Source organism: Synechocystis sp. PCC 7509, assembly GCF_000332075.2.
GTDB lineage: Bacteria > Cyanobacteriota > Cyanobacteriia > Cyanobacteriales > Chroococcidiopsidaceae > Aliterella.
Window position 1 is genome coordinate 778,086 of record NZ_ALVU02000001.1, and the last position, 22,101, is coordinate 800,186.

19 protein-coding genes and 1 pseudogene are annotated in these 22,101 nt (G+C 43.4%); 6 read left to right on the forward strand and 14 right to left on the reverse strand.

Going from position 1 to position 22,101, the window contains the following annotated elements:
• Window positions 1-2: 2 nt before the first annotated feature.
• From SYN7509_RS0204000 to SYN7509_RS25070, 9 genes are all read right to left on the reverse strand, one after another.
• The gene (locus tag SYN7509_RS0204000; protein WP_009632075.1) at window positions 3-575 is read right to left on the reverse strand and encodes a PspC domain-containing protein; all 573 of its coding nucleotides are present in this window, start codon (window positions 573-575) and stop codon (window positions 3-5) included.
• Between the two features lie 13 nt (window positions 576-588).
• A complete protein-coding gene (locus SYN7509_RS0204005; RefSeq protein ID WP_009632076.1) occupies window positions 589-3,198 on the reverse strand; it encodes a cation-translocating P-type ATPase in 2,610 nt (869 codons plus the stop codon).
• A gap of 119 nt (window positions 3,199-3,317) precedes the next feature.
• A complete protein-coding gene (locus SYN7509_RS0204010) occupies window positions 3,318-3,620 on the reverse strand; it encodes a chaperone modulator CbpM (protein ID WP_009632077.1) in 303 nt (100 codons plus the stop codon).
• Window positions 3,617-4,570 carry a DnaJ C-terminal domain-containing protein gene (locus SYN7509_RS0204015; protein ID WP_009632078.1) on the reverse strand — a complete coding sequence of 318 codons (954 nt, stop codon included), beginning with the start codon at window positions 4,568-4,570 and terminating at the stop codon, window positions 3,617-3,619. Before SYN7509_RS0204015 ends, SYN7509_RS0204010 begins: the two co-directional genes overlap by 4 nt.
• Before the next feature lie 179 nt (window positions 4,571-4,749).
• On the reverse strand, window positions 4,750-5,754 hold the full coding sequence (locus SYN7509_RS0204020; RefSeq protein ID WP_009632079.1) for an NADP-dependent oxidoreductase: 1,005 nt from the start codon (window positions 5,752-5,754) through the stop codon (window positions 4,750-4,752).
• A gap of 32 nt (window positions 5,755-5,786) precedes the next feature.
• Window positions 5,787-7,358, reverse strand: coding sequence for an oleate hydratase (locus SYN7509_RS0204025; RefSeq protein ID WP_009632080.1), 1,572 nt, complete (start codon window positions 7,356-7,358; stop codon window positions 5,787-5,789).
• A 193-nt stretch (window positions 7,359-7,551) separates the two neighbouring features.
• Window positions 7,552-7,983 carry a pyridoxamine 5'-phosphate oxidase family protein gene (locus SYN7509_RS0204030; protein WP_227501530.1) on the reverse strand — a complete coding sequence of 144 codons (432 nt, stop codon included), beginning with the start codon at window positions 7,981-7,983 and terminating at the stop codon, window positions 7,552-7,554.
• An 85-nt stretch (window positions 7,984-8,068) separates the two neighbouring features.
• Window positions 8,069-8,812, reverse strand: coding sequence for an alternative oxidase (locus SYN7509_RS0204035; protein ID WP_009632082.1), 744 nt, complete (start codon window positions 8,810-8,812; stop codon window positions 8,069-8,071).
• A 494-nt stretch (window positions 8,813-9,306) separates the two neighbouring features.
• Entirely contained in the window at window positions 9,307-9,675 is a 369-nt protein-coding gene (locus SYN7509_RS25070) for a hypothetical protein (RefSeq protein WP_009632083.1), read from the reverse strand.
• Window positions 9,676-10,339: 664 nt separating this feature from the next.
• On the opposite strand from SYN7509_RS25070, the gene SYN7509_RS25075 reads away from it, so the two are divergent.
• Both SYN7509_RS25075 and SYN7509_RS0204050 read left to right on the forward strand, forming a co-directional pair.
• A complete protein-coding gene (locus SYN7509_RS25075) occupies window positions 10,340-11,143 on the forward strand; it encodes a Crp/Fnr family transcriptional regulator (protein ID WP_009632084.1) in 804 nt (267 codons plus the stop codon).
• A 233-nt stretch (window positions 11,144-11,376) separates the two neighbouring features.
• On the forward strand, window positions 11,377-12,042 hold the full coding sequence (locus SYN7509_RS0204050; RefSeq protein WP_028954086.1) for an SDR family oxidoreductase: 666 nt from the start codon (window positions 11,377-11,379) through the stop codon (window positions 12,040-12,042).
• A gap of 95 nt (window positions 12,043-12,137) precedes the next feature.
• On the opposite strand, the gene SYN7509_RS0204055 is transcribed toward SYN7509_RS0204050, so the two are convergent.
• The 3 genes from SYN7509_RS0204055 to SYN7509_RS0204070 all read right to left on the reverse strand — a co-directional run bounded on the left by SYN7509_RS0204055 (window position 12,138) and on the right by SYN7509_RS0204070 (window position 16,283).
• Window positions 12,138-12,959, reverse strand: a complete 822-nt coding sequence (locus SYN7509_RS0204055; RefSeq protein WP_009632086.1) for an SDR family NAD(P)-dependent oxidoreductase — start codon at window positions 12,957-12,959, stop codon at window positions 12,138-12,140.
• Between the two features lie 398 nt (window positions 12,960-13,357).
• The gene (locus SYN7509_RS0204060) at window positions 13,358-14,554 is read right to left on the reverse strand and encodes a virulence factor (RefSeq protein WP_009632087.1); all 1,197 of its coding nucleotides are present in this window, start codon (window positions 14,552-14,554) and stop codon (window positions 13,358-13,360) included.
• A gap of 595 nt (window positions 14,555-15,149) precedes the next feature.
• Window positions 15,150-16,283: a hypothetical protein gene (locus SYN7509_RS0204070; protein WP_009632088.1), complete on the reverse strand. Its 1,134-nt coding sequence runs from the start codon at window positions 16,281-16,283 to the stop codon at window positions 15,150-15,152.
• A 272-nt stretch (window positions 16,284-16,555) separates the two neighbouring features.
• On the opposite strand from SYN7509_RS0204070, the gene SYN7509_RS0204075 reads away from it, so the two are divergent.
• Both SYN7509_RS0204075 and SYN7509_RS29060 read left to right on the forward strand, forming a co-directional pair.
• On the forward strand, window positions 16,556-17,155 hold the full coding sequence (locus SYN7509_RS0204075; protein WP_028954087.1) for a hypothetical protein: 600 nt from the start codon (window positions 16,556-16,558) through the stop codon (window positions 17,153-17,155).
• 259 nt (window positions 17,156-17,414) lie between these two features.
• A pseudogene (locus tag SYN7509_RS29060) lies at window positions 17,415-18,244 on the forward strand (IS1 family transposase).
• Between the two features lie 188 nt (window positions 18,245-18,432).
• Here SYN7509_RS29060 and rsmI read toward each other — a convergent pair.
• Entirely contained in the window at window positions 18,433-19,302 is an 870-nt protein-coding gene (gene rsmI, locus SYN7509_RS0204090; RefSeq protein WP_009632760.1) for a 16S rRNA (cytidine(1402)-2'-O)-methyltransferase, read from the reverse strand.
• Window positions 19,303-19,311: 9 nt separating this feature from the next.
• Here rsmI and SYN7509_RS0204095 point away from each other — a divergent pair, with 9 nt between their 5' ends.
• On the forward strand, window positions 19,312-20,187 hold the full coding sequence (locus tag SYN7509_RS0204095) for a sugar kinase (protein WP_009632759.1): 876 nt from the start codon (window positions 19,312-19,314) through the stop codon (window positions 20,185-20,187).
• A gap of 3 nt (window positions 20,188-20,190) precedes the next feature.
• On the forward strand, window positions 20,191-21,054 hold the full coding sequence (locus SYN7509_RS0204100) for a 3'(2'),5'-bisphosphate nucleotidase CysQ family protein (protein ID WP_009632758.1): 864 nt from the start codon (window positions 20,191-20,193) through the stop codon (window positions 21,052-21,054).
• 106 nt (window positions 21,055-21,160) lie between these two features.
• Here SYN7509_RS0204100 and SYN7509_RS0204105 read toward each other — a convergent pair whose 3' ends face one another.
• Window positions 21,161-22,048, reverse strand: a complete 888-nt coding sequence (locus SYN7509_RS0204105) for a hypothetical protein (protein WP_009632757.1) — start codon at window positions 22,046-22,048, stop codon at window positions 21,161-21,163.
• Window positions 22,049-22,101: the final 53 nt, after the last annotated feature.

A 22,101-nucleotide genomic window follows, 5' to 3' on the forward strand; every position in this document is an offset into this window, starting at 1 on the left:
ATTTAATGGGATTCAATTGGTAGTTCTAGCGGGAATGCTAACCACGACCAAACGTAGAGTAAAACAGATGGAGAAAAGACGATCGCTACAATAACAGTGACAATCCGTACTCCTTGAAGGGGTAAGTTCCATTGCTGGGCGATCGCGGCACATATTCCGGCAATGACTTTATGGCGGCGACTACGGTAAAAAACGGCAGTTTGTTTCCCAGCAATATCTACTGTTGTTTGCGACTTCTTGACGGTGAGAATCAAAGATATAACAAGTCCGATCGCTCCCAATACCGCCGATGGGATGCTAATAATTGCTAACCAGTGCATAAAAGCCATTCTTGTAACTAAGTCTCCATGCCAGGAAGGGTCGGGACAACGAAAAACAATAGCTTCTGCTTGACAACCAAGGCGCTTTGCTAAACCTATGCCGCTCCAAGCTACTAGAAGCGGTAAAATTGCATAGAAAATACAAAGGACAAATAGAAATAAGTGCCAACGGATTGAAAGCGATCGCATTATGGCAATGGAAGCGATCGCTGGACCCACAAGCAATAGTATCGAAATCAAAGGAAGGAAAATCATTTTATGTGACTGACTATTTAATAACTCTTTGGGGTTGATGGCGTAACTTTAATAGTTCAAACCAAATTAAGCTAATCGCCGCCCCTACCAAACAAATAACAAGGTCGATTGAATGTAGAAAAGAGAAACTAAACAACTGGCGCAAGAACGGAATATAAAGTACAAGGATGAGAAAAAACAGTCCTCCCCCAAGCACCCACCAAAGGGCAGGATTTGGAGATTTCAGTATTTTCAGACTCAGGCGTGAGGTCGAACCTTCACTCAAAATCAGTCCTAAATTAGCCAAAATCAACGTCGTAAACGTTAAAGCACGAGCATCGAATTCGCTTTGCTGGCGATAGATGGCGATCGCAAAGATTGTTAGGATAATTACTAAAATTCCGCCTCCTTGCAGTATCGCCAAGCCCAAAGTCTTCTTACCAAATAAAGGTTCTTGGGAATTTCGGGGAGGGCGCTTCATTACGTTTGCTTCAGCAGGTTCAGCTTCTAAAACAATTGAGCAAGCTGGATCGATAATCAAATGTAGAAAGGCAACGTGAATGGGAAGCAATACTAACGGCAACTTAAATAACACTGAAATCAAAGACATCCCCGCGATCGGAATATGAATAGCAATTAGATAGGACATTGCCTTGCGGAGATTATCAAAAATTCGCCGCCCTAATTTCACTGCTTGGACGATTGATGAAAAATCATCATCTAATAACACCAACGCCGCAGATTCACGGGCAACATCTGTTCCTCGTTGCCCCATCGCAATCCCAATTTGGGCGGCTTTGAGGGCAGGGGCATCATTTACGCCATCTCCCGTCATGGCGACGACTTCGCCCTTGGCTTTCAAGGCGTTGACTATCCGCAACTTTTGTTCGGGAACTGCTCTTGCAAAGATATTTGTACTTTGAATGCGCTGTTGGAGTTCAGTATCACCCATTTGATCCAATTCCGCCCCGGTTAGAATGGCTCCCATTTGCAACAATCCCACCTGACGGGCAATACTTTGAGCAGTTTCTGGATAATCACCCGTAATCATCACAACTCGAATGCCTGCTGTATAACATTCTTGAATCGCCGCCGCTACCGTTGGACGCACTGGATCGGACAGCCCCACTAATCCGATAAATTCAAAAGGAAAGTCATGTTGTTTATCGGGTAAATGCTCAGGATTAAGCGACGGATGGGGCGGTAAAAATGGCGGTGGCGCATCAATAAGAGACGCTTTGGCAACGCCTAATACCCGCAATCCTTGACTTGCCATTTCACTAACTTGTGCTGTGAGAATTTGCTGCTGTTGGGGGGTGAAATGACACAGATCCGCGATCGCTTCTGGTGCGCCTTTGGCAGCAATTTCATACTGCTGGCGATCGCTTGATTCCCAAACGTGAGACATTGCCAATAGATTTGGTGAGAGCGGATACTCTCGCAACAGTTTCCAATCGTTGTGCAGATGTTCGGTATCTGCTAGATAGCGACTTCCTAATTGCTTAAAAGCCTTCTCCATTGGATCGAAGGGATCTCTTTGGCTTGCCAGAATGCAGAATTCGATTAATTGATGAACGGCTTCGGGTAGTGGCTTTTGTGGATGCAGCCCCAAATTATAAGGCTGAGTTTTTTCTGGTTTATGAGGCAATAGTTGCTGCACAGCCATCTGATTGAGGGTCAGAGTTCCGGTTTTATCGACACAGAGAACCGTTGCAGAACCCAAAGTTTCCACAGCGATCGCACGACGAGCCAAGACATGGTTTCGAGAAATGCGCCAAGCTCCCAACGCTAAGAAAAGCGTCACAACGACCGGAAACTCATTCGGTAAAATTGCCATTGCTAAGGTAATGCCTGCGAGGACTCCTTTGAGCCAATCGCCTGTAGTGAATCCATAAATCACCACAATCGCCACACATAACAATAAAGCGATGCCAAATAAACGGCTCACCAACCGAGTCATTTCTTGCTGTAAGGGAGTTGATTCGGGCAACACTTTTTGTAAAGCCTTGCCAATCTTTCCCATCTCCGTCTGAGCGCCGACTGATTGAACTTGAGCAATTCCTTGTCCCTGAATTACCAATGTCCCAGAATAGACAAACGGCAACTCGTCACCCCCTGGGTGCGCCATCTCCACCTTGCCTTTGGCGGCAACTTTACGAACGGGCAGAGATTCCCCCGTCAATAATGATTCATCGGTGGAAAGATTGGTACAAGACAACACGATCGCATCTGCGGGTATGCGATCGCCTTCTGCCAGCACTAAAATATCTTCTCTAACAACTTCTCGCCCAGCAATTCGTTTTCGCTCTCCCCCCCGAACCACCAAAGCACGGGGACTCGAAAGATCGCGCAAGGCTTCTAGGGCGTGTTCGGTTTTGCCTTCTTGGTAAAGGCTAATCCCCATCAGAAAAAAGACAAAACCTAGCAAAATCAAAGCTTCCTGCAAGTCGCCTAAAATCCAATAGATGATGCCACCCCCGACCAGCAAGAGAAAGATCGGATCTTGAACCATATCCCAAGCGATCGACCAGAGACTCTGAGATTGAGTTGAGGGAAGCTCGTTGTAGCCTTCTTGTTTGAGTTGAGAAGCCGCGTCTTGCTCAGATAAGCCAGTCACGGTATTGAGATCGACTAGAGAAACCATAATCTCGCTTTTTCCTATGAAACATCAAAAGCAGGTCAATCTGACTAGATACAAATGCCAAAATTAGCGGCATTAATTCTGACTTTTTGGAAAATAATTGGTCTATTCCAGGAGCGACATTAAGATGGATGAGATTGATAAACTTTAAGCTGTGCGCGTAATTGAGCAATTTCCTGAGCCATATCTAGCACCATTGCGGCTCCGACTAAGTTCAACCCCAAGTCTTGACGCAACCTCCCAATCTGAGCAATTCGCGCAATCTCGCGGGAACGGAGCATAGAGCCGAAAGCTTCAATTACGCCTAATTCAACATAAATTTCCACAACCGTAGTTGAAGTTTCAGCAATAGATGCGGCATATTCAAAGGTATACAGTTGCTCGCCTTCCGGTGAAACCACAATTTTTGACAGGCTGAAGCTCATAATTTGATCTCCTCCAACTGGGCGCGTGGGTTAAAGTTAGTATTTGCCTTAATTTTTTCGTAACATTCTTGCTCGATTGGGCTTAGGTCTTGCGGCGTAACAATCTGAAGCTTGGCGAACAAGTCTCCTCGTCCCCCTTTTTGCAATGTCCAGCCTTTGCCGCGCAATCTAAGCGATCGCCCTGACCGTAAGCCTTTAGGAACTTTCATCGTCACACTGCCATCAGGGGTCGGCACTTTAATTTCAGCCCCTAAAACCGCTTCATCGGGGCGAATTGGCACGTCACAAACAAGGTTGTCGCCCTCAAATCGAAAGAATGGATGAGGCAATACTTCAATCGTGAGATATAAATCGCCGCGCTGTGGAGAGAAAGGACTCGGACGACCTTTACCTTTGATCCGAATTCGACTGCCTGGTTTTGCGCCTGCGGGAATGCGGACGTTGATTGTTTCGTCATCAAGCAGCAAACGTTTCTGGACACCATGAAACGCTTCAGAAAATGTGAGAGCGATCGCAGCTTCGGTATCTGGTGCGGGAGCTTGGGAACGAAAACCGTTACTAAAATCATCAGTAGGACTACGACTGGACTGGGTTCTACGTCCCGATCGACCTAGCAAATCGTTGATAAAGGAATCAAAGTTGTCGTACTGATTAAAGTCGCCCGTCGCCGCATTATTATTTGCACTGGGTGGCGGTGCTTCACCATAACCTGGCTGGTTCCAGTGCTGACCAAAGCGATCGTACTTTTGCCGTTTCTCTGGATCGGAAAGTACCTGATTTACTTCATTAAGGTCTTTAAACTTTGCCTCTGCATCTTTGTCCCCAGGATTGAGGTCAGGATGGCACTTACGGGCAAGCTTTCGATAAGCTTGTTTGATTTCTTCAAAAGTTGCAGTTTTGTTTACTCCCAGGGTGGCGTAGTAGTCCTTAAAATCTGTTGCAGTTGCCATTACTAACCTCTCGGTTCTCCGGCGGTGGGTTGTTCAGTTATAAATAAGTTTCTTTCGCTGTTTAGTTGTTCAAAATCCCCAAGGCAATGTTGATCCATGTTTCCGGCAATATCAGTTGCGATCGCTTGCTATACCAGAGAAGATTCGATCTATGTTCCGGCTTCGGTTTGGCTGATTTGTCAATTCAACTTCACCACCATCTTGCCAACATTTTTGCCGTCAAAAAGTCCGATGAATGCGTCTACCGCTCGATCGATTCCGGTCACTACTGTTTCCTGGTTTTTCAATTTGCCAGCTTGGAAATAGCCGCCTACTTCTTGCTCAAATTCACTTTGACGATCTAACCAATCACTAACGATTAGCCCTTTCATCGTCAACCGTTTAGCAATCATGTTAAATAGATTGGTAGGGCCAGGCTGCGGTTTTTCATCGTTGTAACCAGAAATGCTGCCACAAGCAACGATTCGACCATGCACGCGCAATGCCGAGAGCGCTGCTTCGAGGGTTTCGCCACCGACATTATCAAAATAAACATCAATCCCGTCTGGTGCTGCAAGGTTCAGTTGTTCGAGAATAGGGTCGGTTTTGTAATTGAAAGCAACATCAAATCCGCATTCTTCCCGCAGCATTCTAACTTTCTCCAGTGACCCGGCTGAACCAATGACACGACACCCACGCAATTTTGCCAGTTGTCCCGCCACATTTCCCACCGCTCCGGCGGCTCCTGAAATAAAAATTATATCCCCGGCTTTGACTTCTACCAAATTTAACCCAACCCAAGCGGTCATACCTGTAATACCGAGGACACCGAGGTAAACAGAAAGCGGTTGAACCTCACGGTTGACCAGATGCAACTCTTGCGGTGAAGCAATAAAGTATTCCCGCCAGCCAAAATTGGAAGTAACGACATCGCCTGGCTTGAATTCTTTAGCGTGCGACTCGATAACTTCACCTACTGCACCACCGTCAAGCGGTTTACCTAACTTAAATGGTGGAACATAGGATTTTCTGTCGTTCATACGACCGCGCATATATGGATCGACTGAAATATAGAGATTGCGAACAAGTACCTGTTGCTCTTGAAGCGGCTCTAGTTCAGTCTGCACCAAGGCAAAATTGTCGGCGGTTGGAATCCCGTTAGGGCGGGAAACTAACTGAATCTCTCGGCTGATTATATTAGTCATAATTTTCTCCTGATTATTTATCTGGGCAACACTCATTTAAACGCCTTAATTAAAGCTTCAAACTGTACTCGTAGTGACTTGTCATGAGATGAAATAGGTGGAATCTGGCGCTCGATACCTAAAAATTCGTAAACCGCCATTTGAGCCGCTCGTACTGAATACTCAACCGTAAAAACGACATCATCAGGAATTTCGACAAACTGGCTAATGAAAGCGAGGTTTTTTGAGCTATGCGGGATCGGTAACGGTCGATCTGTGCGTAGACGAGGCATAAACATACTTGTGATGTAGGGCATTCTGCAAGGAATGCAGTTTGCTGATTCCATGATATCTAGCTCAAATCTCAGATGACCGCAGAGTTCTTTGAGAATTTCTGCACCGTTGCACTCACTCATCGGTTTAGGAACAAAATTCCCCACGCGATCGGGGAAAAGGGCATAGCCCCAAAAGACCTGTACATCAGCAGGCTGATTTATAAAATGGGGTTGATAGGCAAGCACAATCGACATCAGCCAGTTTGAGTCTTTAAACGTGATGAGTCCGCCAGTCCCCGCTTGATTGCCGCTAAATTCGGCGATTTTATCAAAAAATGCGGGGTTTTTTAGCGTGACGGTGAAAGACTCCCAGAGAGATTGAGCAATACTACTGTTGAAAGCCGCAGGATTCCCAAAATCTCGGTTTTCCGCCGCCAGTTTTTCCCATAGAGTCCAACTATCACAGTCCGGTTTTGTTAGCTGCTTAGGCGCACTTGTCATTGACCCCAAACTGGAGGCATCAGTCATCGATCCGTTTTGCAGAAAAACTAGGTCGCCGTCTTTAACCGCGATCGCTTTACTTTCACCCTTCTGCTGATAGTGAATACCTGTTACTACCAACTTACCTTCTTCAGTGGTGCGCTCTAGGTCTGTCACTTTAGAATCTAAAATGACATTGACACCTTGGGAGGTGAGCCAACTCTGCAATGGACGAACCAATGAATCGTACTGATTGTAGATGGTGCGCTTAACACCTCCAAGGGTTTCAATCCGAGTAAATTCAAGCATGAAGCGATGCAAATAACGCTTGAATTCAATGGCACTGTGCCAGGGCTGGAAAGCGAAGGTAGTAACCCACATATACCAGAATTCAGTTTCAAAGAAGTCTGGAGAAAGCCAATCGGTTATACAACTTGCACCTAACTTGTCTTCATCAGCGAGACTAAGCTCCAACAATTCCTTGCGATTTTGCATAGAAAAGCCCATCGAACTCACGGGAACTTTCGCCCGGCGGTGGTCAACGAGCCGCGCCATAGAATTTGACTTGTGCTGCTCATTGAAATCTATGGTTTCGTCAAATACCGTTTTACCGGGCGAACTCATCGAGGGTATTGACTTGTAGAGATCCCAAGTGCATTCGTAATTGTCGGTCGTCAACATCCGTCCCCCTCGCAACGAATAACCGTCTACAGGGTTTCCGGCTCTATCCAGACTCCCGCCCAAGATGGGCTTTGCTTCTAGGATAAAAATATTTTGACCGGGGAGTCCACCGTCACGAATCATGAAAGCTGCGGCGGCTAAAGAGCCAATACCACCACCCAACAGATAGGCATTAGATTTCTTAACCATGTCAACTAATTCTCCAAAAAAATTGGTTTAATTCTGTCTTATCAAGCGGCATAGTCTTCAGCTTTATCTGCCTGGTGTTCAAGTTTCTCAACTTTGCGACTGGTTTTCTATTTCTCGACATTCAGCTTCACCTCAGATTATTTCGTCTTAAATTGAGTTTTTTGGTTGCAGATTTAATACTTTCCTTCGGTTCTTACTTACTACTTACGCCATCAGTTGTGCGTCCGCTCCTTTCACTCTCGTGGATGCGGTAGATGGCGATCGCTTCGGAATGTCCCCATGAATCAACCCAGGTTCGATTGATAGCAGGTGACAGCGTTGGATTGCGTTCTTTGACCAATTGCATAGCGCGATCAATGTCTTGCTGCTCCGTGAGACGTTCGGCTTGACCCGAAACAATCACGCTACGCCAATGAGAGGACTCGTGGATTTCTTCAACCTGTAGGCAAACTTCTGGATTCGCGTCTATGTCATGAGTCTTCATGCCTTCGGTTGTAAACAGGTAGATGTCCTTTTCTTTGAGATAATAATTCATTGGCATCACATAGGGTTTTCCTTCATGTATGTAGCCAAGATGACCGTACCCTACTTTTTGCAAGAGGTCTTGTATTTCTTTTGAACTCATTTCATCAATATCTAACACAGTAATTATCCTCTTTTAAATTCAGTTGCCTTTGCGTCTCAAACCTTTATTCATGTTTGAATTCAGGTTACAAAATTTCAACTGGTTGCTTCTCCACTGCTTCTCGCATGATGTCAGCCGTATGTTCGTTAATTGCAGCTTTAACTGATTCGCTTAGAGGTATTCTGATAGCAGCATGGGGACTTTGAAAGGTTTGTTGGGCATCAGGTTGTTGGCAAGCAATCATTGTTTTGACGTGTTCTAGTTCATCTTCCCTAATAGCAACAAATACATCGTAGAGATTTTCAATTTTGGGACGACGTTCTTGAGGAACTCGTGTAGTTTGAAATTCATCAAATAAGTAAAGGTCGCCATCCTGATAGTAATTAATGGCGATTTGCGGTGCTGGCAAAGTTTTAAGTTCATCACCATGCTCTTTTATGAAAGCATTATAGGTATGGTATGCGTGTTCTTCCACCTGCTGCATAAAATTGTAGGCATGGCGGGGGGAAAGGACATATACAAAAACAACAATCCAGTAGTAAACAAAGGCTCCTGTATGAGCAACAAAGCGGTCAATCCAGTATTGATTGCCGCCAAGAGACTCGGCAATAAGTAGATGATGTAATTCGTTCCAAGATTCGGCAAAGTGGACTTTTATCCAGTCTGCTTTGCGCCACCAACCCATTGTTTCATACAGATGTAGAACGGAGGTGAAAGCGAAGTAAGGGACGCGAGCGACTGTTTCTAATACATAAAATCGTGGATATATGCGAGTACGATAAAAGGTATTTAGTAGTGCTTCTAAAATGTTGACGAGTAGTCTAATCATTTTGTTATTTTCTTCAAGTTTGTTCTATCAAAACACTGTGATTTTGGAGATTCCTTTTAAAAGAACGTAGTCTATGAGATGCACATTTGACAGATTGTATTGAGCTAACAATTTATCAAAACTATTTTGTGAAGTAATTTAGTAAGAGGCTGTCGATATTAACTTTCAGGCAACAGACTTTCTGAGTTAGTTTGTAAACGCGAAGTCTAATTTCTCTAATAAGTTAATAAACTGGAATATTTTGGTAACAGTGACTACAACGCCAGGAAGTTCTTGTTAAGCTGATGTGACGCAGCAAAGTGTAAGACCAACAAGGACAAGCATTTTCACTCATCATAGGTTGCCAACTATACGAAATTGTATTTTCCCAGTGACTACTTATTTGGATAATAATTCAGCCATGAACAAGACTTATTTACCAAATTTTGCATTTTTTAACCTGATTTTTGTGAATATTCAAATCAAAGTTGGCTCTAAGCAACAATTAAGGTAATTTAAAAATGCAATGAGCTAGAGTGATTGTGAGTAGCACAGTTCACATTCCCCATTTGATTAAGGCGACTACCAATCCATTCCGCATTTTCTCGCAGGAGATGCAGGATACCTCCGTGAATTAAATTCTCCATCTGTACCCGCTCCTGTACAGGAGAAGGATGTAGAAATTTAGGTTCTTTAAGTGTTAGCTGCTCACCTTGAACTACATAGCGATTGGGAATGTGAGTTAGAACATGGGCAAGTAGCCTTTGCCGCATTTCCGGCAAAGAAAAAGCTATTTGATAAGGAGATTGAGGGTAATCCTCTAAAACATTTTCAATTTCTGTAATTACAAGGGGCAATGTTAAGTTGATTAATTCGTAAGACATTCTGCACCTTTAAGGGTTGTTATTGTGACGGCGATCGCAAGTTACTTTAGAAGCTTCAATCAGAATGAAATAGTTTGAACAGGAAACTTGATTGAAGTTCCGCTTTCCTCAATATATGAATCGTGGCAAGAAATTCAATCTCGTCTAGCAAAGTAAAAAACCAAAATACTACTTGGGGTTTGTTATCAGTTATTTAGGAATTACTGATAAATATTGCTTGTTGACTGTTGCGTGTAAAAGTAATATTGTTCAGAGTTGTAAAAAATCTGCAAGACTGGGCTTCACCAGTTTTTAGACCTATTGAAACAGGCTAAACTAAATAGCTCTTGATAACGTATTATCTTGCCCTGCCATTGTGTAGAGGTTTCGAGAGTAATCTTTATTTATAGTGCGATCGCAAGCTCTTAAATGCAGACTGCCTTGTACAATAACAAGGTTTAACCTTTTCTGTACGCCAACGTACTTAAACTACTACTTTTCAATATAGCGCTTATGTACGTTATGGTACGATATTAAATTAAGTTTGTTACAATGGGCGTGTAAATAAATTGCCCAAAAGCTTGTTTTTTGAGAATTCATCTTTTGACATCAGAAGTAGGAACAAACTCCTCTTTTCGTGCTGTTAGCTGGCTTTTTTAAACGCAGGTGGCAAAGGAATCTGCTGATGTCCTTGTCAACCTCACTGCCAATTTTGGTTCAAAACCAGATTTTGACTGCACTTTCTTCTGAATCTTATACACGTCTTCTCCCTAAGCTCGATAATGTTCCTTTGATTTTCAAGCAGGTAATTTACGAGCCTGGAGAACTGATCCAGCACGTTTATTTTCCTTTGAGTGGCGTAGTTTCCTTACTCACTATCTTGGCAGACGGGACGGAAACTGAAGTGGGTATAGTAGGCAATGAAGGCATAACAGGTATCTCTGTATTCTTGGGAATTGATGTAACGTCGATTAAGGCGATCGTGCAAATTCCCGGTGATGCTATGCGGATGCGGACCTCTGACTTTAAAGCAGCACTTTTAGACGGTGCGCTGCACAATTTACTGCAACGCTATACCCATACGCTGATTGGTCAAATTTCCCAAACCGTTGCTTGTAACAGCCATCACTCCATCGAAGAACGCTGTTGTCGTTGGTTACTAATGTGTGGCGATCGCGCCAAGTCAGACCACTTTCCGATCACCCAAGAGTTTCTCTCCCATATGCTAGGCGTGCGCCGCGCCAGTGTAACGGTAGTTGCTGGTATGCTGCAAAAGGCAGGACTAATCAGCTATAGTCGCGGTCGCATGACTATTCTCAACCGTCCTGGTTTGGAAGAAGTTAGCTGCGAGTGCTATGAGAGCATCAAATCAGAGTTTGACCGCGTTTTCGGTGTAACAGTGGCGACAATGCCAGAAAAGTCGCGTCGAGCGGATAGGAGAAAAAGCTCTAAGCAATTATCAGGTTTAGAAAAGCAATCAGAAGCCTAGAAACATACCCTGCACGGAGCTTTGGAAAATTTCTTATTACTTGACCGAAAAGCGAGACGCAAGCCCCTGACTGAAGCTATGGGGAGTGTCAAAAAAACTTGTTGAAGTTTTGTCAAACGAACCATACAGTAAATTTTCACGTTCTCGATCGGTAACTATACAAACACCTTTGAGCAAACCGCATTTAGCATCGCGCTATGGTGGAAAAAGTTAACCAGGCAGTAGCGCATTCTATGACAACGTATTTAGTTACAGGGGCAAATCGTGGCATCGGCTATGAATATTGCCGTCAAATTCAGGCGCGGGGGGATAGTGCGATCGCAGTTTGTCGGGAAGCGTCTAAGGAGTTGAAGGCGCTAGGAATCCGAGTAGAAGAAAACATCGATATAACTTCTGATGATTCTGTCGCCAACTTGCACAAGAAGCTAGGAGAAACCCAAATTGATGTACTAATTAACAATGCTGCAATCGCCAAGAACATAACACTGGAACATCTAAACTTTGACAGTATCCGAGAACAGTTTGAAGTAAATGCTTTAGGCGCGTTGCGGGTAACTCAGGTATTACTTCCGCGTCTCAAGGTAGGTGCAAAGGTGGTAATGATGACAAGTCGCATGGGGTCAATTGGCGATAATACTTCTGGCGGTTCTTACGGCTATCGAATGTCTAAAGTGGCGCTATCAATGGCAGGTAAATCGTTGTCCCACGACCTCAAACCACGAGGTATTGCTGTGGCTATTTTGCATCCAGGTTTGGTGCAAACTCGAATGACTAATTTTAGTGCTTCTGGTATCACGCCAGAAGTATCGGTACGGGGATTATTAGCTCGGATTGATGGGCTAACGCTAGAGAATACGGGGACTTTTTGGCACAGCAATGGAGAGGTGTTGCCTTGGTAGTATGCTGCTTTTTGGCTAGTAGCACATAGGAAGGTCTAAGGTTATGAAGCAGTTTTTAAATTAGACCTTCTCTAGAGAAAAGGGACAAAGGTTTCTTATGAAGCGTTCCTAGCGTATCTAAATCTTTGATAGCGCTTTTGTCTTTCCTGAGAAAGCGGAGCAGCCATTAGTAGTATTTTCTCTACCAACATTGGAGCAATACGATTGAACCATACAGCTAAATGACTTTGCCATCCTACCAAAATTTCTGGTTCGTCTTTACGCAGTCCGGCAATTAATCTAGTTGCCACTTGCTTAGAAGTCATCGGCACTACCCAACGGAACAATTTTAATTCTCGCACCATATCAGTGTCCGTCAAAGATGGTAACAAAGCTGTTACTCGAATATTGTGTGCGGCTAGTTCACCACGCAAGGCTTGCGTAAAGCCTAAAATTGCAAACTTGGTAGCAGAATAAGTAGCCATTGTCGGTGCGGCTATCTTGCCCATGAGACTAGAAACATTCACGATGTTTCCTTCCCCTTGTCTTGCCATGCGCCGAGCAATTATCCGAGTAATGGTGTACATTCCAACTAAATTAACAGCAATTTCTTCCTGCATATGCGGTAGTTGAGATTGCAGGAAAGGCGTTTGGTGGGCAACGCCAGCACAATTAATAAGTAAATGAATTGCTCCGTAATCTCGCCATGCTTGTGCCAGTGCCGTATTTAGTTCTACAGGCTTTGTCAAATCCAAAGCTAGGATGACAACTTCTACGCCAAGTTCGGACACCTTAGCTGCCACTTCAGCTAACTTAGCTTCATCCCGTGCTAGTAACAATAGGCGTTTGACTCCTGCTTTTGCTAGTTCCAGGGCGATCGCTTGTCCGATCCCACGACTAGCTCCAGTAATTAAAGCTGTCTTTCCTTGAATGTCCATAAATAAAACCTCCTTGCTTGTGGTCTTGAATGCGCTGTTAACCAGTGTCAGACTGGGAAAAAACTAGATTGAAGTAGAGCATGGATGAGATATTTCCTAAATACAACCACTAACAGAAGAAACTGTGTAGACACACCCTAGCAATGGGATCAAGTATCTGCAATATTTATTAACAAAAATGGGTAATTGTAATGAAGTTATACAAAGCTCTCAGAGACGGCAGGATCGTCAGCAGCAGCGCAAATACCCGTCCGCTCTTTGCAGGGAACACTTCTATCAGGTTTGTAGACTTATGCTTAACCCCAGAAAACTCTGAGAGGAGGGTAGTCATAATGAAGACACGACCGTTACTTGATTCTTCTAGAGAAAATTAAGTAATGCAGCAATTAGAGTTGCAATTATTGGTTTACTATTCCTTGAGTAATTCTCTGCCACATTGGTAGCTGCGTATCGCCACCGCCCTCAATCCGTTCCAACGCTGCCATCATCTCAATGCGTACATCAAATTCGGTTTCGCTGTTTACAGCCTGGTGTAGAGCATCCACCGCACCTAGATCGCCCAATTCGTTTAAAAATCGAGCGGCTCTCCACCTCATTAGCTTTGAGGGATCTGTTAATGCTTGAGTCATTGTGGCGATCGCCGCTACATCTCCCAAATCGCTCAAGGCATCCCCCGCCGTCCGACGTACAATAGCGGAGGGATCGGCAAGGGCAATCTGACAGAGGGGTTCAACTACCGCCGTCATCCCACTAGCACCCAAAAGAGCCGCCGCCCAACGTCGGATTGTGCTTTGTTCGTCATTGAGTAAAGTTAAAACCCGATCCAATGTTTCAGAGTTAACTTCAATCTGTTGAAGGGCTTTAAGTCGATGTTTCCAGTTCGGGTGACGTAGCTCCGCTAATAGAGATTGCTGCAAATCGGTATGGCTGAATTGTTTAGTTTCAGCATGATTAGAGATAGCGGCGGCTTCGATTCGAGCCAACTCATCGTCATCAATTAAATCGGCAATTTCATCAGCAACTATCCTTGCCACGTCATCAGCAGAACCAGCCGGAGACGGATAAGGTTCCCAGCGTCGCTCGGCTACATAATTGGCTCCCGTTGCAACAATTGTCCTTTGCAATGCTTGGTTAAATCGGTCAGGCAACGCTACTCGTGCTTGTTGACCATCAGCAGAAACCGCTCGAACTTGAATCCCAATTGCCCGAAACACCTGTACAGAAACTTCAACTTGACCAAAATTTGAGGGTGTAGGCTGCTCAGTAGTGGAATTAGCGCTTGTTGCTGTTATCTGAGACGGAGAAACTTGAGCGAGTAACGCTTTGTTAGCATCCTTCGCTACCCCAATAATATCCGCAGCTTTAGCTAAAATAGGCTGCCAATCTGCGTTTCCTTGGCGCGTAAGGGTAATGAAGTCCTGGAATAAAAAGACCGATTGTACCGATTCAATGGCAAGTATCTGTTGGGCAAAAGCAGGGGCATCCGGCTTCGTCACTCCTTGTTGTAAGGTTAGAGCTTTGGCGCTAATTACCTCGCTTAGGTTAAGCTTGATACAGTGAGGACTGGGAGTAGTTTCAATTGAGCGAAGTTGCATAGCCTCATCTTTAAATGTATCAGTATCAAACAGTCAGCAGTCAAGATAGTTTTAGAACAAGTGGCAGCTACCGTCGATCCTAACTCATTACGCTTGGGTAAAAATTTTCAAAGCCGTGTTTGGAGCAATACTAACTTTGCTTGGCGATCGCTTTCTTGTTAGGCAACGTAGGGGAAAGTCTAAAGTAATAATAAGTAGTTGCGGAAAGGTAAGCAAAAGACCAATGAGACGTAAAACTAACTCAGATAACATTAACCTTCTATCTAAGGGGATGCAGTTTACTTTTAATGTTGTTATTGAGGAAGTAAAACGCGATTGCTGAGGAATGCGATCGCATAAATTAAATTAAAAATCCTCTATTTGCAGCGAAACGTATATAAAACCGATGCAAACTATTTGTTTGGGATAATGCGAATATTATCTGTATTATCTTTAGATAATTCCCAAAAATTTCAACGACAAAACAGCGATCTTGCGCTCTATTCAAGATTCTCTTGCCAGGTCGAGTATGTAAAAAAGCTAGGAAAATTTGCCTTCTACATTGCAAGAAACAGAGAGACTTATCACCAGCGATCGCACTTTCGGTCAAGGGAGGTTAAGGAACTGGAACCGCCACTCGATTGCCGGGTACAATCTGCCCTTGATAGGAAAATACCTCTCGGCTACGAGGATTTACAATCACCTTGACCCATTGGACTTCGTTGTTACCATTTGCCGCACTATTGCCGAAGGTTTCGACACGAGTAAAGTTCTCAATCCGATTGCCTTGAGCATCTTGAAATGGCTTATCAATCCGATGATAGTGCGAGTCGCCATGCACATAGCTAACAGGTTTACAGAAAGCAATCGTCTCATCGCGCAGAGCTAACAAAAAGTCTTGGTAGCCATCAGGCTGTCCGTCGGTTTGGGCAAGCGTCTTGGGATCGCGTAAAGGCGCTCTAGTTCCATCAGATAGATCCCACCCTGGATTACCTTGGGATATAAACATGACCGCTACTGAATTTCTTGCCTTTGCCTCTGCGAAAGTCTGCTTCATCCAGGCAATGTTAGCTGTGTTTCGTGCCGCGTACTCCTGCTGGTCTGGCGCAGTGTCGCACAAATTGTTACACGAACCCTGGATATTCATGGTGGCATAAGTAACTCCGCGAACTGCCCAGCGACGGTTTTCGGAGCAGGGTACTGAGGCGTTTGCACCGAGGCATAGCGGCTCTTTTTGCACTACTTGGGCTAACGGACGTTGACCTAAAGAAAACTTGGTGCTAAAAAATATCTGACGCTCGTAGTCGAGACGCTCTCGCGAGTTAAATCCACCGTTTGAGGGGCGATCGCAATCAGTCCAATCATTGTCGCCGGGTGTAAAGACGGCTGGAGCTTTGAGGGCGTTAAAATAGCCGACGGCTTGGGCATAAAGGTCGTTACTACAGGTAGTCGGCGTAACTGAGTTGAGTGTAGAATTGCCAGCCTTGAGGTCGCCGTTGTGAGCAGTGAAAGTTAGGTTTTGCGAGTTCATGTCAGCGATGAGGTTTGGAACCCCAATTGTCGCCTGCAAGTCAGAGTAAGGTAAGTCGCCCCAAAGCCCGATAGCGTAGGTCGCGTTTTCATTACCATACTCATTCTCTTTAGCAATCCCTGGACTTGCTAGAAAAGGCACAGTTAGAGCTATTAAACACACTTTATACAGTAATTGAGTAGTGGCGAAACGTTTAAATCCTAAAGAGTCATTTGTCATCAAGATATCCTCAACTGTTCTAAGCATCGTCATTTCAGCCAGCAACGCCAGAATATCAGATTGTCAACAATAAATAGGTTACAGACAGATTATGAATAGATTAGAGTTTGTCTTTTTACCATTTTTAATGTATCGACAATCATAGTCACAAAAAATAAAAATAAGCCTGAAACGCTTGCTAAAATCAAACTCTTACCCCAGAACTAAGAAATGTCAAAAACTTAGTCAAGAGAGAAGGTATTGATGCAACTTCCAATGCTGCGGTTGTTTCTTTGCAGGGCAGTCAAGAGAACCCATACGATGGAAATTTTGACAATCGTGTAAACTCTACGAAACAACAGCTTGGGTTGAAAATGGATAGTAATTTTTTAGAAAAAAGAGAAGCACTTAACTATCTGTCTCAAAGACTATTACTAACGCCAATCCCGACTGATAAAGAGTGGGGAGGCGCTAATGTTGTGATAACTTCTCTTCAAGTCAACAGAGCAAGCAGTAGTTTTTATTCTGAGCTAAGATACGTTGTTACTGAGGACGCAAAGGAACTGAGTTGGCTTTTCTGCCAAATTCGGGACATTTTTTCAGACTTGTATGATAGTACGTCAAAACTTGAGTTCTTTGGTCGTCTTGCAAATACCTCATTGCGTTATCAGCGCATGAGCAAGGATGATGAAAATCAACGGGACTTGCTATTTGCTGTTCTTCACGAGGCGTTTGCCATATTGGACGAGATGGAAAAAGGTACTTTTGAATACTTCCTTGTCTCGCCTGGAAATGAGATCGTAGATGATTTTATCGAGCAGTCCGAAAGGCATGGGTTTATTAGTGTTGAAGAAACAAAAAGGTTTTTCGCTGAAAAAGGAATTAAGTCATGATGCTTGAATAAAATTTTGGAGGCAAGATTTTTCCTACAGTTACAGCTTTCCCAAAAACCGGAGGGCGATCGCATTAGTTCTAGGGGATCTACGATGATTTAGTTATAGAACTAGAGTCAATCTTTTGGAAGCCGCCGAGATATGTGCAAAACGGGACACGTTGTAAAGTTTTGTTAAGAGAGCTAGAGAAAACTCGGTAGTGCATCAAAATGATATGGGTCTGGGAAGAGAAGGAATCAATGATTCATCTACTTAACCTATGGAATGTAAGCTCTGTGGTCATTATAAAACTCATAAATATGGCTCGATGCCCAACGGACATCAACGCTACTTCTGTCCTGAGTGCTTACAAACTTTTTAAAGGGAGTTTTGACACCCTCTACTACTGCCGTCATGTCAGTCCAGAGCAAATTAGGCAAGTCCTCCAATCCCACAGCGCAGGGAGTAGCTTACGAGGGATTAGCCGCCTTAGCGGGCTAGCATACAACACAGTTGTAAGTATTGTTCGTGCCGCCAGTGTCAAAGCTCAAATAGTTCCTAATCACCAAGTAGCTCCGGTTCAAACCGAGGAGGTGAGCAGTGATGAGATATGGTCATTTGTACAAACAACAGCAGCAATGCCTGCCGGAGGAATTAGTTGCTGGAGACTGTTGGATAGGGTTAAGCTTGGCGCTAGGAAGTGGGCTAATTTTGGCGGCACGAGTGGGCAAGCACACAGACAAATTAATTGAGCAACTGGTGGTCACAACGGAAGGGAAAACGGACTGTAAACGGTGGAATAGTGATGATTGGGGTGGCGATGAACGAGTTCTACCCCCGGAAATCTTGCACCATATTGGCAAGGATAAGACCCAACGATTGGAACGAACCAATGGCATTGTCAGGCAACAGACAGGACGATGCCATCGACGACAAAATAAGTTTGGTAAGGTGTGGGAGCAAACGAAAGTTACAACCCGATTGGTGGTGAGTTATTTCAATTGGATTTGGCAGCACCGTTACCTTAAAACAACTGCGGCTCAACGTGCAGAGTTGACAACTGCTCCTTTGACTTGGCAAGCCTTAATCACCTATCCCACAACAATTTAACGCACAACCGATCAGTTATTTCCCAAAAGTTTCTTTATTTATCAAAATACAAATATTGTTTTTTCTCAAGTAAAATTCACCTAAAATATACAATTGTTATTAAATAGTTGCAAAATATCTTCTAGATTCCTAATTTTTTTGTACGTACTTTAACATAGCGAAAATAATATTCAAGTCTAAAGCGTAGGCTAAGTTTCTGTTGCTGCTTCATTCATCACAATAGTTAATGCAATCTGGTAGAGTTCTTGGCGAGAATGGGCGGTAACTTTTGCTAGTTGACGGCTGGCTTGGGATCTGGATACTTTCTGGAGCATGATTGCTTTTAACTCCGATTCAATTTCCACCGCCGAAAGGTAAGGTAAAGCCGTAGGTGTACCTGCTACAACTAGAGTGTATTCGCCTTGAGGTTCTTTATTTTTTAGCTGAGTTGCTGCTTGCTCTAAAGTTCCTCGCCAAAATTCTTCGTACAATTTAGTCAATTCCCGCGCTAAAACAATTTTTCTTTCTATTCCTAATACTTTTGTCAAATCTTTTATTGTTTGTGACAAGCGGTGGGGAGACTCGTAAATAATTATTGTTCGTGCTTCTGAAACCAAAGAATCTAAGCGACTTTGCCTTTCTTGTCCTTTGACGGGTAGAAATCCCTCAAATATAAACCTATCTGTTGGTAAGCCACTGGCGCTAACTGCTGTAGTTACTGCACTAACTCCAGGAATGGGGACTACAGGAATATTAGCTTCAATGCAAGCAATAACCAATTCGTAGCCAGGATCAGAGATTCCCGGCATTCCCGCGTCTGTTACTAAAGCGATCGCTTTTCCTGCTGTTAAATGCTCTAAGATTTCGGGGTGGCGGCTATGGCGGTTGTGGTCGTGATAGCTAATTTGTGGTGCTTTGACCTGAAAATGATGTAATAACTTACCCGTATGGCGCGTATCTTCGGCAGCAATAAGGTCTACACTTTGCAAAACTCGCACGGCGCGATAGGTGATATCCTCTAGGTTGCCTATGGGTGTACCAACTATGTAAAGTGTTCCTGGTTGGGGTTCGGTAGGCATGGTTTTAAGATGAAGGGCGATCGCACAATTAGAGGATTATTCGTTGGCTTAGTAACATTGGACTTTGTTTACCTAGCGACTTGCGCTCCTAAAAGTAATCAAAAAATTGTTGCTTCTGATTATACTGTCTCTGCTGGTGGCCCGGCGACCAATGCTGCGGCAACTTTTAGTTATTTAGGCAACGAAGCAAATTTATTAAGTGTAGTGGGGAATCATCCTATCACCGAACTTGTTAAGGCAGATTTGGCAACTTGCAACGTAGAACTAAGCGATCTTGCCCCAACTACTAATTCTTTGCCCCCGGTATCTTCTGTTATTATCACTCAAGGGACAGGGGAAAGAGCGGTAGTTTCGATCAACGCGATGAAAACTCAAGTAACTAGCAGCGATGTAGCCACCGAGCTTTTGAGTAGAAGTGATATTGTCCTGATTGATGGGCATCAAATGGCTGTAGGAAATGCGATCGCGCGGGAAGCTAAAATAAAAAATATTCCTGTAGTAATTGATGGCGGTAGTTGGAAGCAAGGATTTGAGCGTATTTTACCTAATGTTGATTACGCGATTTGCTCGGCTAATTTTCATCCTCCCAACTGTAATAATAGCGAACAGGTGTTTGCTTATTTGTCTTCCTTTGGTATTTCCCATATTGCGATTACTCATGGCGAACAACCGATAGAATACTTGAGTAACCGTCAAATTCATACTATAAACGTTCCTAACGTTAAAATCATTGATACTTTAGGTGCTGGAGACATATTTCACGGAGCTTTTTGTCATTTTATATTATTTAAAAGTTTTGCTGATAGTTTAGTAGAAGCGGCTCAAATTGCGGCGGATTCTTGTCAAGCTTTCGGTACTCGGCGTTGGATGGATACTAAAGGATAAATAATGAAAGAACTATCAGAGATTTTAGAACTTGCACGCTCTATCGGTTGGGGTGCATCTTACCTTTTACGCTCTTATTATCACGGCGAGATTAACGATGGCAATTTAGACATTCAAAATAAAAAAGATGGGCCAGTTACGGCGGCGGATATTGCTGTCAATCATTACATTTTAGACAGGCTAAAAACTAACTTGGGTGAAGAAGACTTTGGGTATATTAGTGAAGAAACTTATAAGTTGCATTCAAAGCAGTTAGAGGAATCTTTTGTATGGATTATCGATCCTTTGGATGGTACGCGGGATTTTATTGATAAAACTGGAGAATATGCAATTCATATTGCTTTAGTTAAAGATCATCGTCCAATACTTGCTGTAGTAGCTTATCCTGAAGCCGAAAAGTTGTATTATGCAACTCTTGGGGAGGGAGCTTTTGTAGAAACTATTGACAAACAAATCACACCGATAAAAGTTTCTGAACGCAACTTAATTGAAGATTTAACTTTAGTTGTTAGTCGCACGCATCGAGATGAAAGATTAAATTATCTGCTGCAAACTCTGCCTTGTAAAGAGCGGAAGTATGTAGGGAGTGTAGGTTGTAAAATTGCGAATATTATTGAGCAAAAAGCCGATATATATATTTCTCTTTCCGGCAAATCTGCGCCCAAAGACTGGGATATGGCAGCACCTGAACTAATATTAACGGAAGCTGGCGGACAATTTACTCATTTTGATGGCACGCCTTTAAAATACAATCAAGGTGATGTAAATCAATGGGGTGGTTTACTTGCAAGTAATGGCAATTGTCAGGTAGAGCTTTGCACTGAGTCGGAAAGAATTTTAGCTGAGTTTGATAGTAAAGATAATTAGGTTTTAGGTTATAAAAATTTTTCTAGAGATCCCCCCCAACTCCCCTTGAAAAAGGGGAGAGAATATTTTTGACAAGGGGGATTTTAAACTAAGCATTTTGAGCTATTTAGATTTCAGCTACGGCTCTTTCAATTAAGCGTCGCGCTAAAGTTTGAGTACCAGTATGTTCGTAATAGTTGGTACTAACATCAATAAATGCTGCTAAATAATCCAACTTATCGTCAGCAACGGTTACAAATTTTTGTAAGTTACCGACAACGTTTTGCGGTGTCAAATTGTGAGAAGTAACTAAGCTACTCATCCAACCTTTTACCGAATCAAAACTTTGATTGATAAAGCTAAGTTTTCCGGCGGGATTGCCTCCAGGAATCTCGCTATTGATACCTTGAAAAGTTGAACTTTTTTCCAAATCCTGTGGGGTTGTTTGACTTAGATTTGATTGAACTTTGCTAATAAAATCCGGGCCTAATGGAATTAAACCATCGACGCAAACTAAAGCCACCATTCGGATCAGCGACTCGCCACTATAATCGGCTAAAGAGCCAACAAAATCGCCAATACTATCTCCAGGAATGCCATTAATTTGACAAAAAGCAACTAATTCTGCCACTAATTTGAGTGTCAAATCGATAGTTTGAGCTTTGTCAGCTTTGGGAGTAAGTTTGTTTAAAAAACCTAAAAGGGGGACTGCTTCGCCGACTTTGTTAGCTAAAGCTGCTGCACCCAAAGCTTTATCGGTGCTATCTACAGTTTGATAAAGCCACATGGCTCTTTGATAGCCTTGGGATCTGTCGTTGTACAAAAATATAGCTCTTTCGCCAATTTGTTGAATCAAACTCTCGTCCGTTTCACCCGTTACCGTGCGAATTGTATTTTCAAAGCCAACTAAATTATTCCACTCTCCCGGTGCAACAAAGTCAAGACTTCGCAGCATGGAAACAGTTAAGTTGTTTGTTGGTAATTCATTAACCAACTCAAAAATTGATTTGCTCACATTAGTCTCCAATTTTTTGCTAAATATCTGGGGTTAAAAGACAAGTTTTCTCT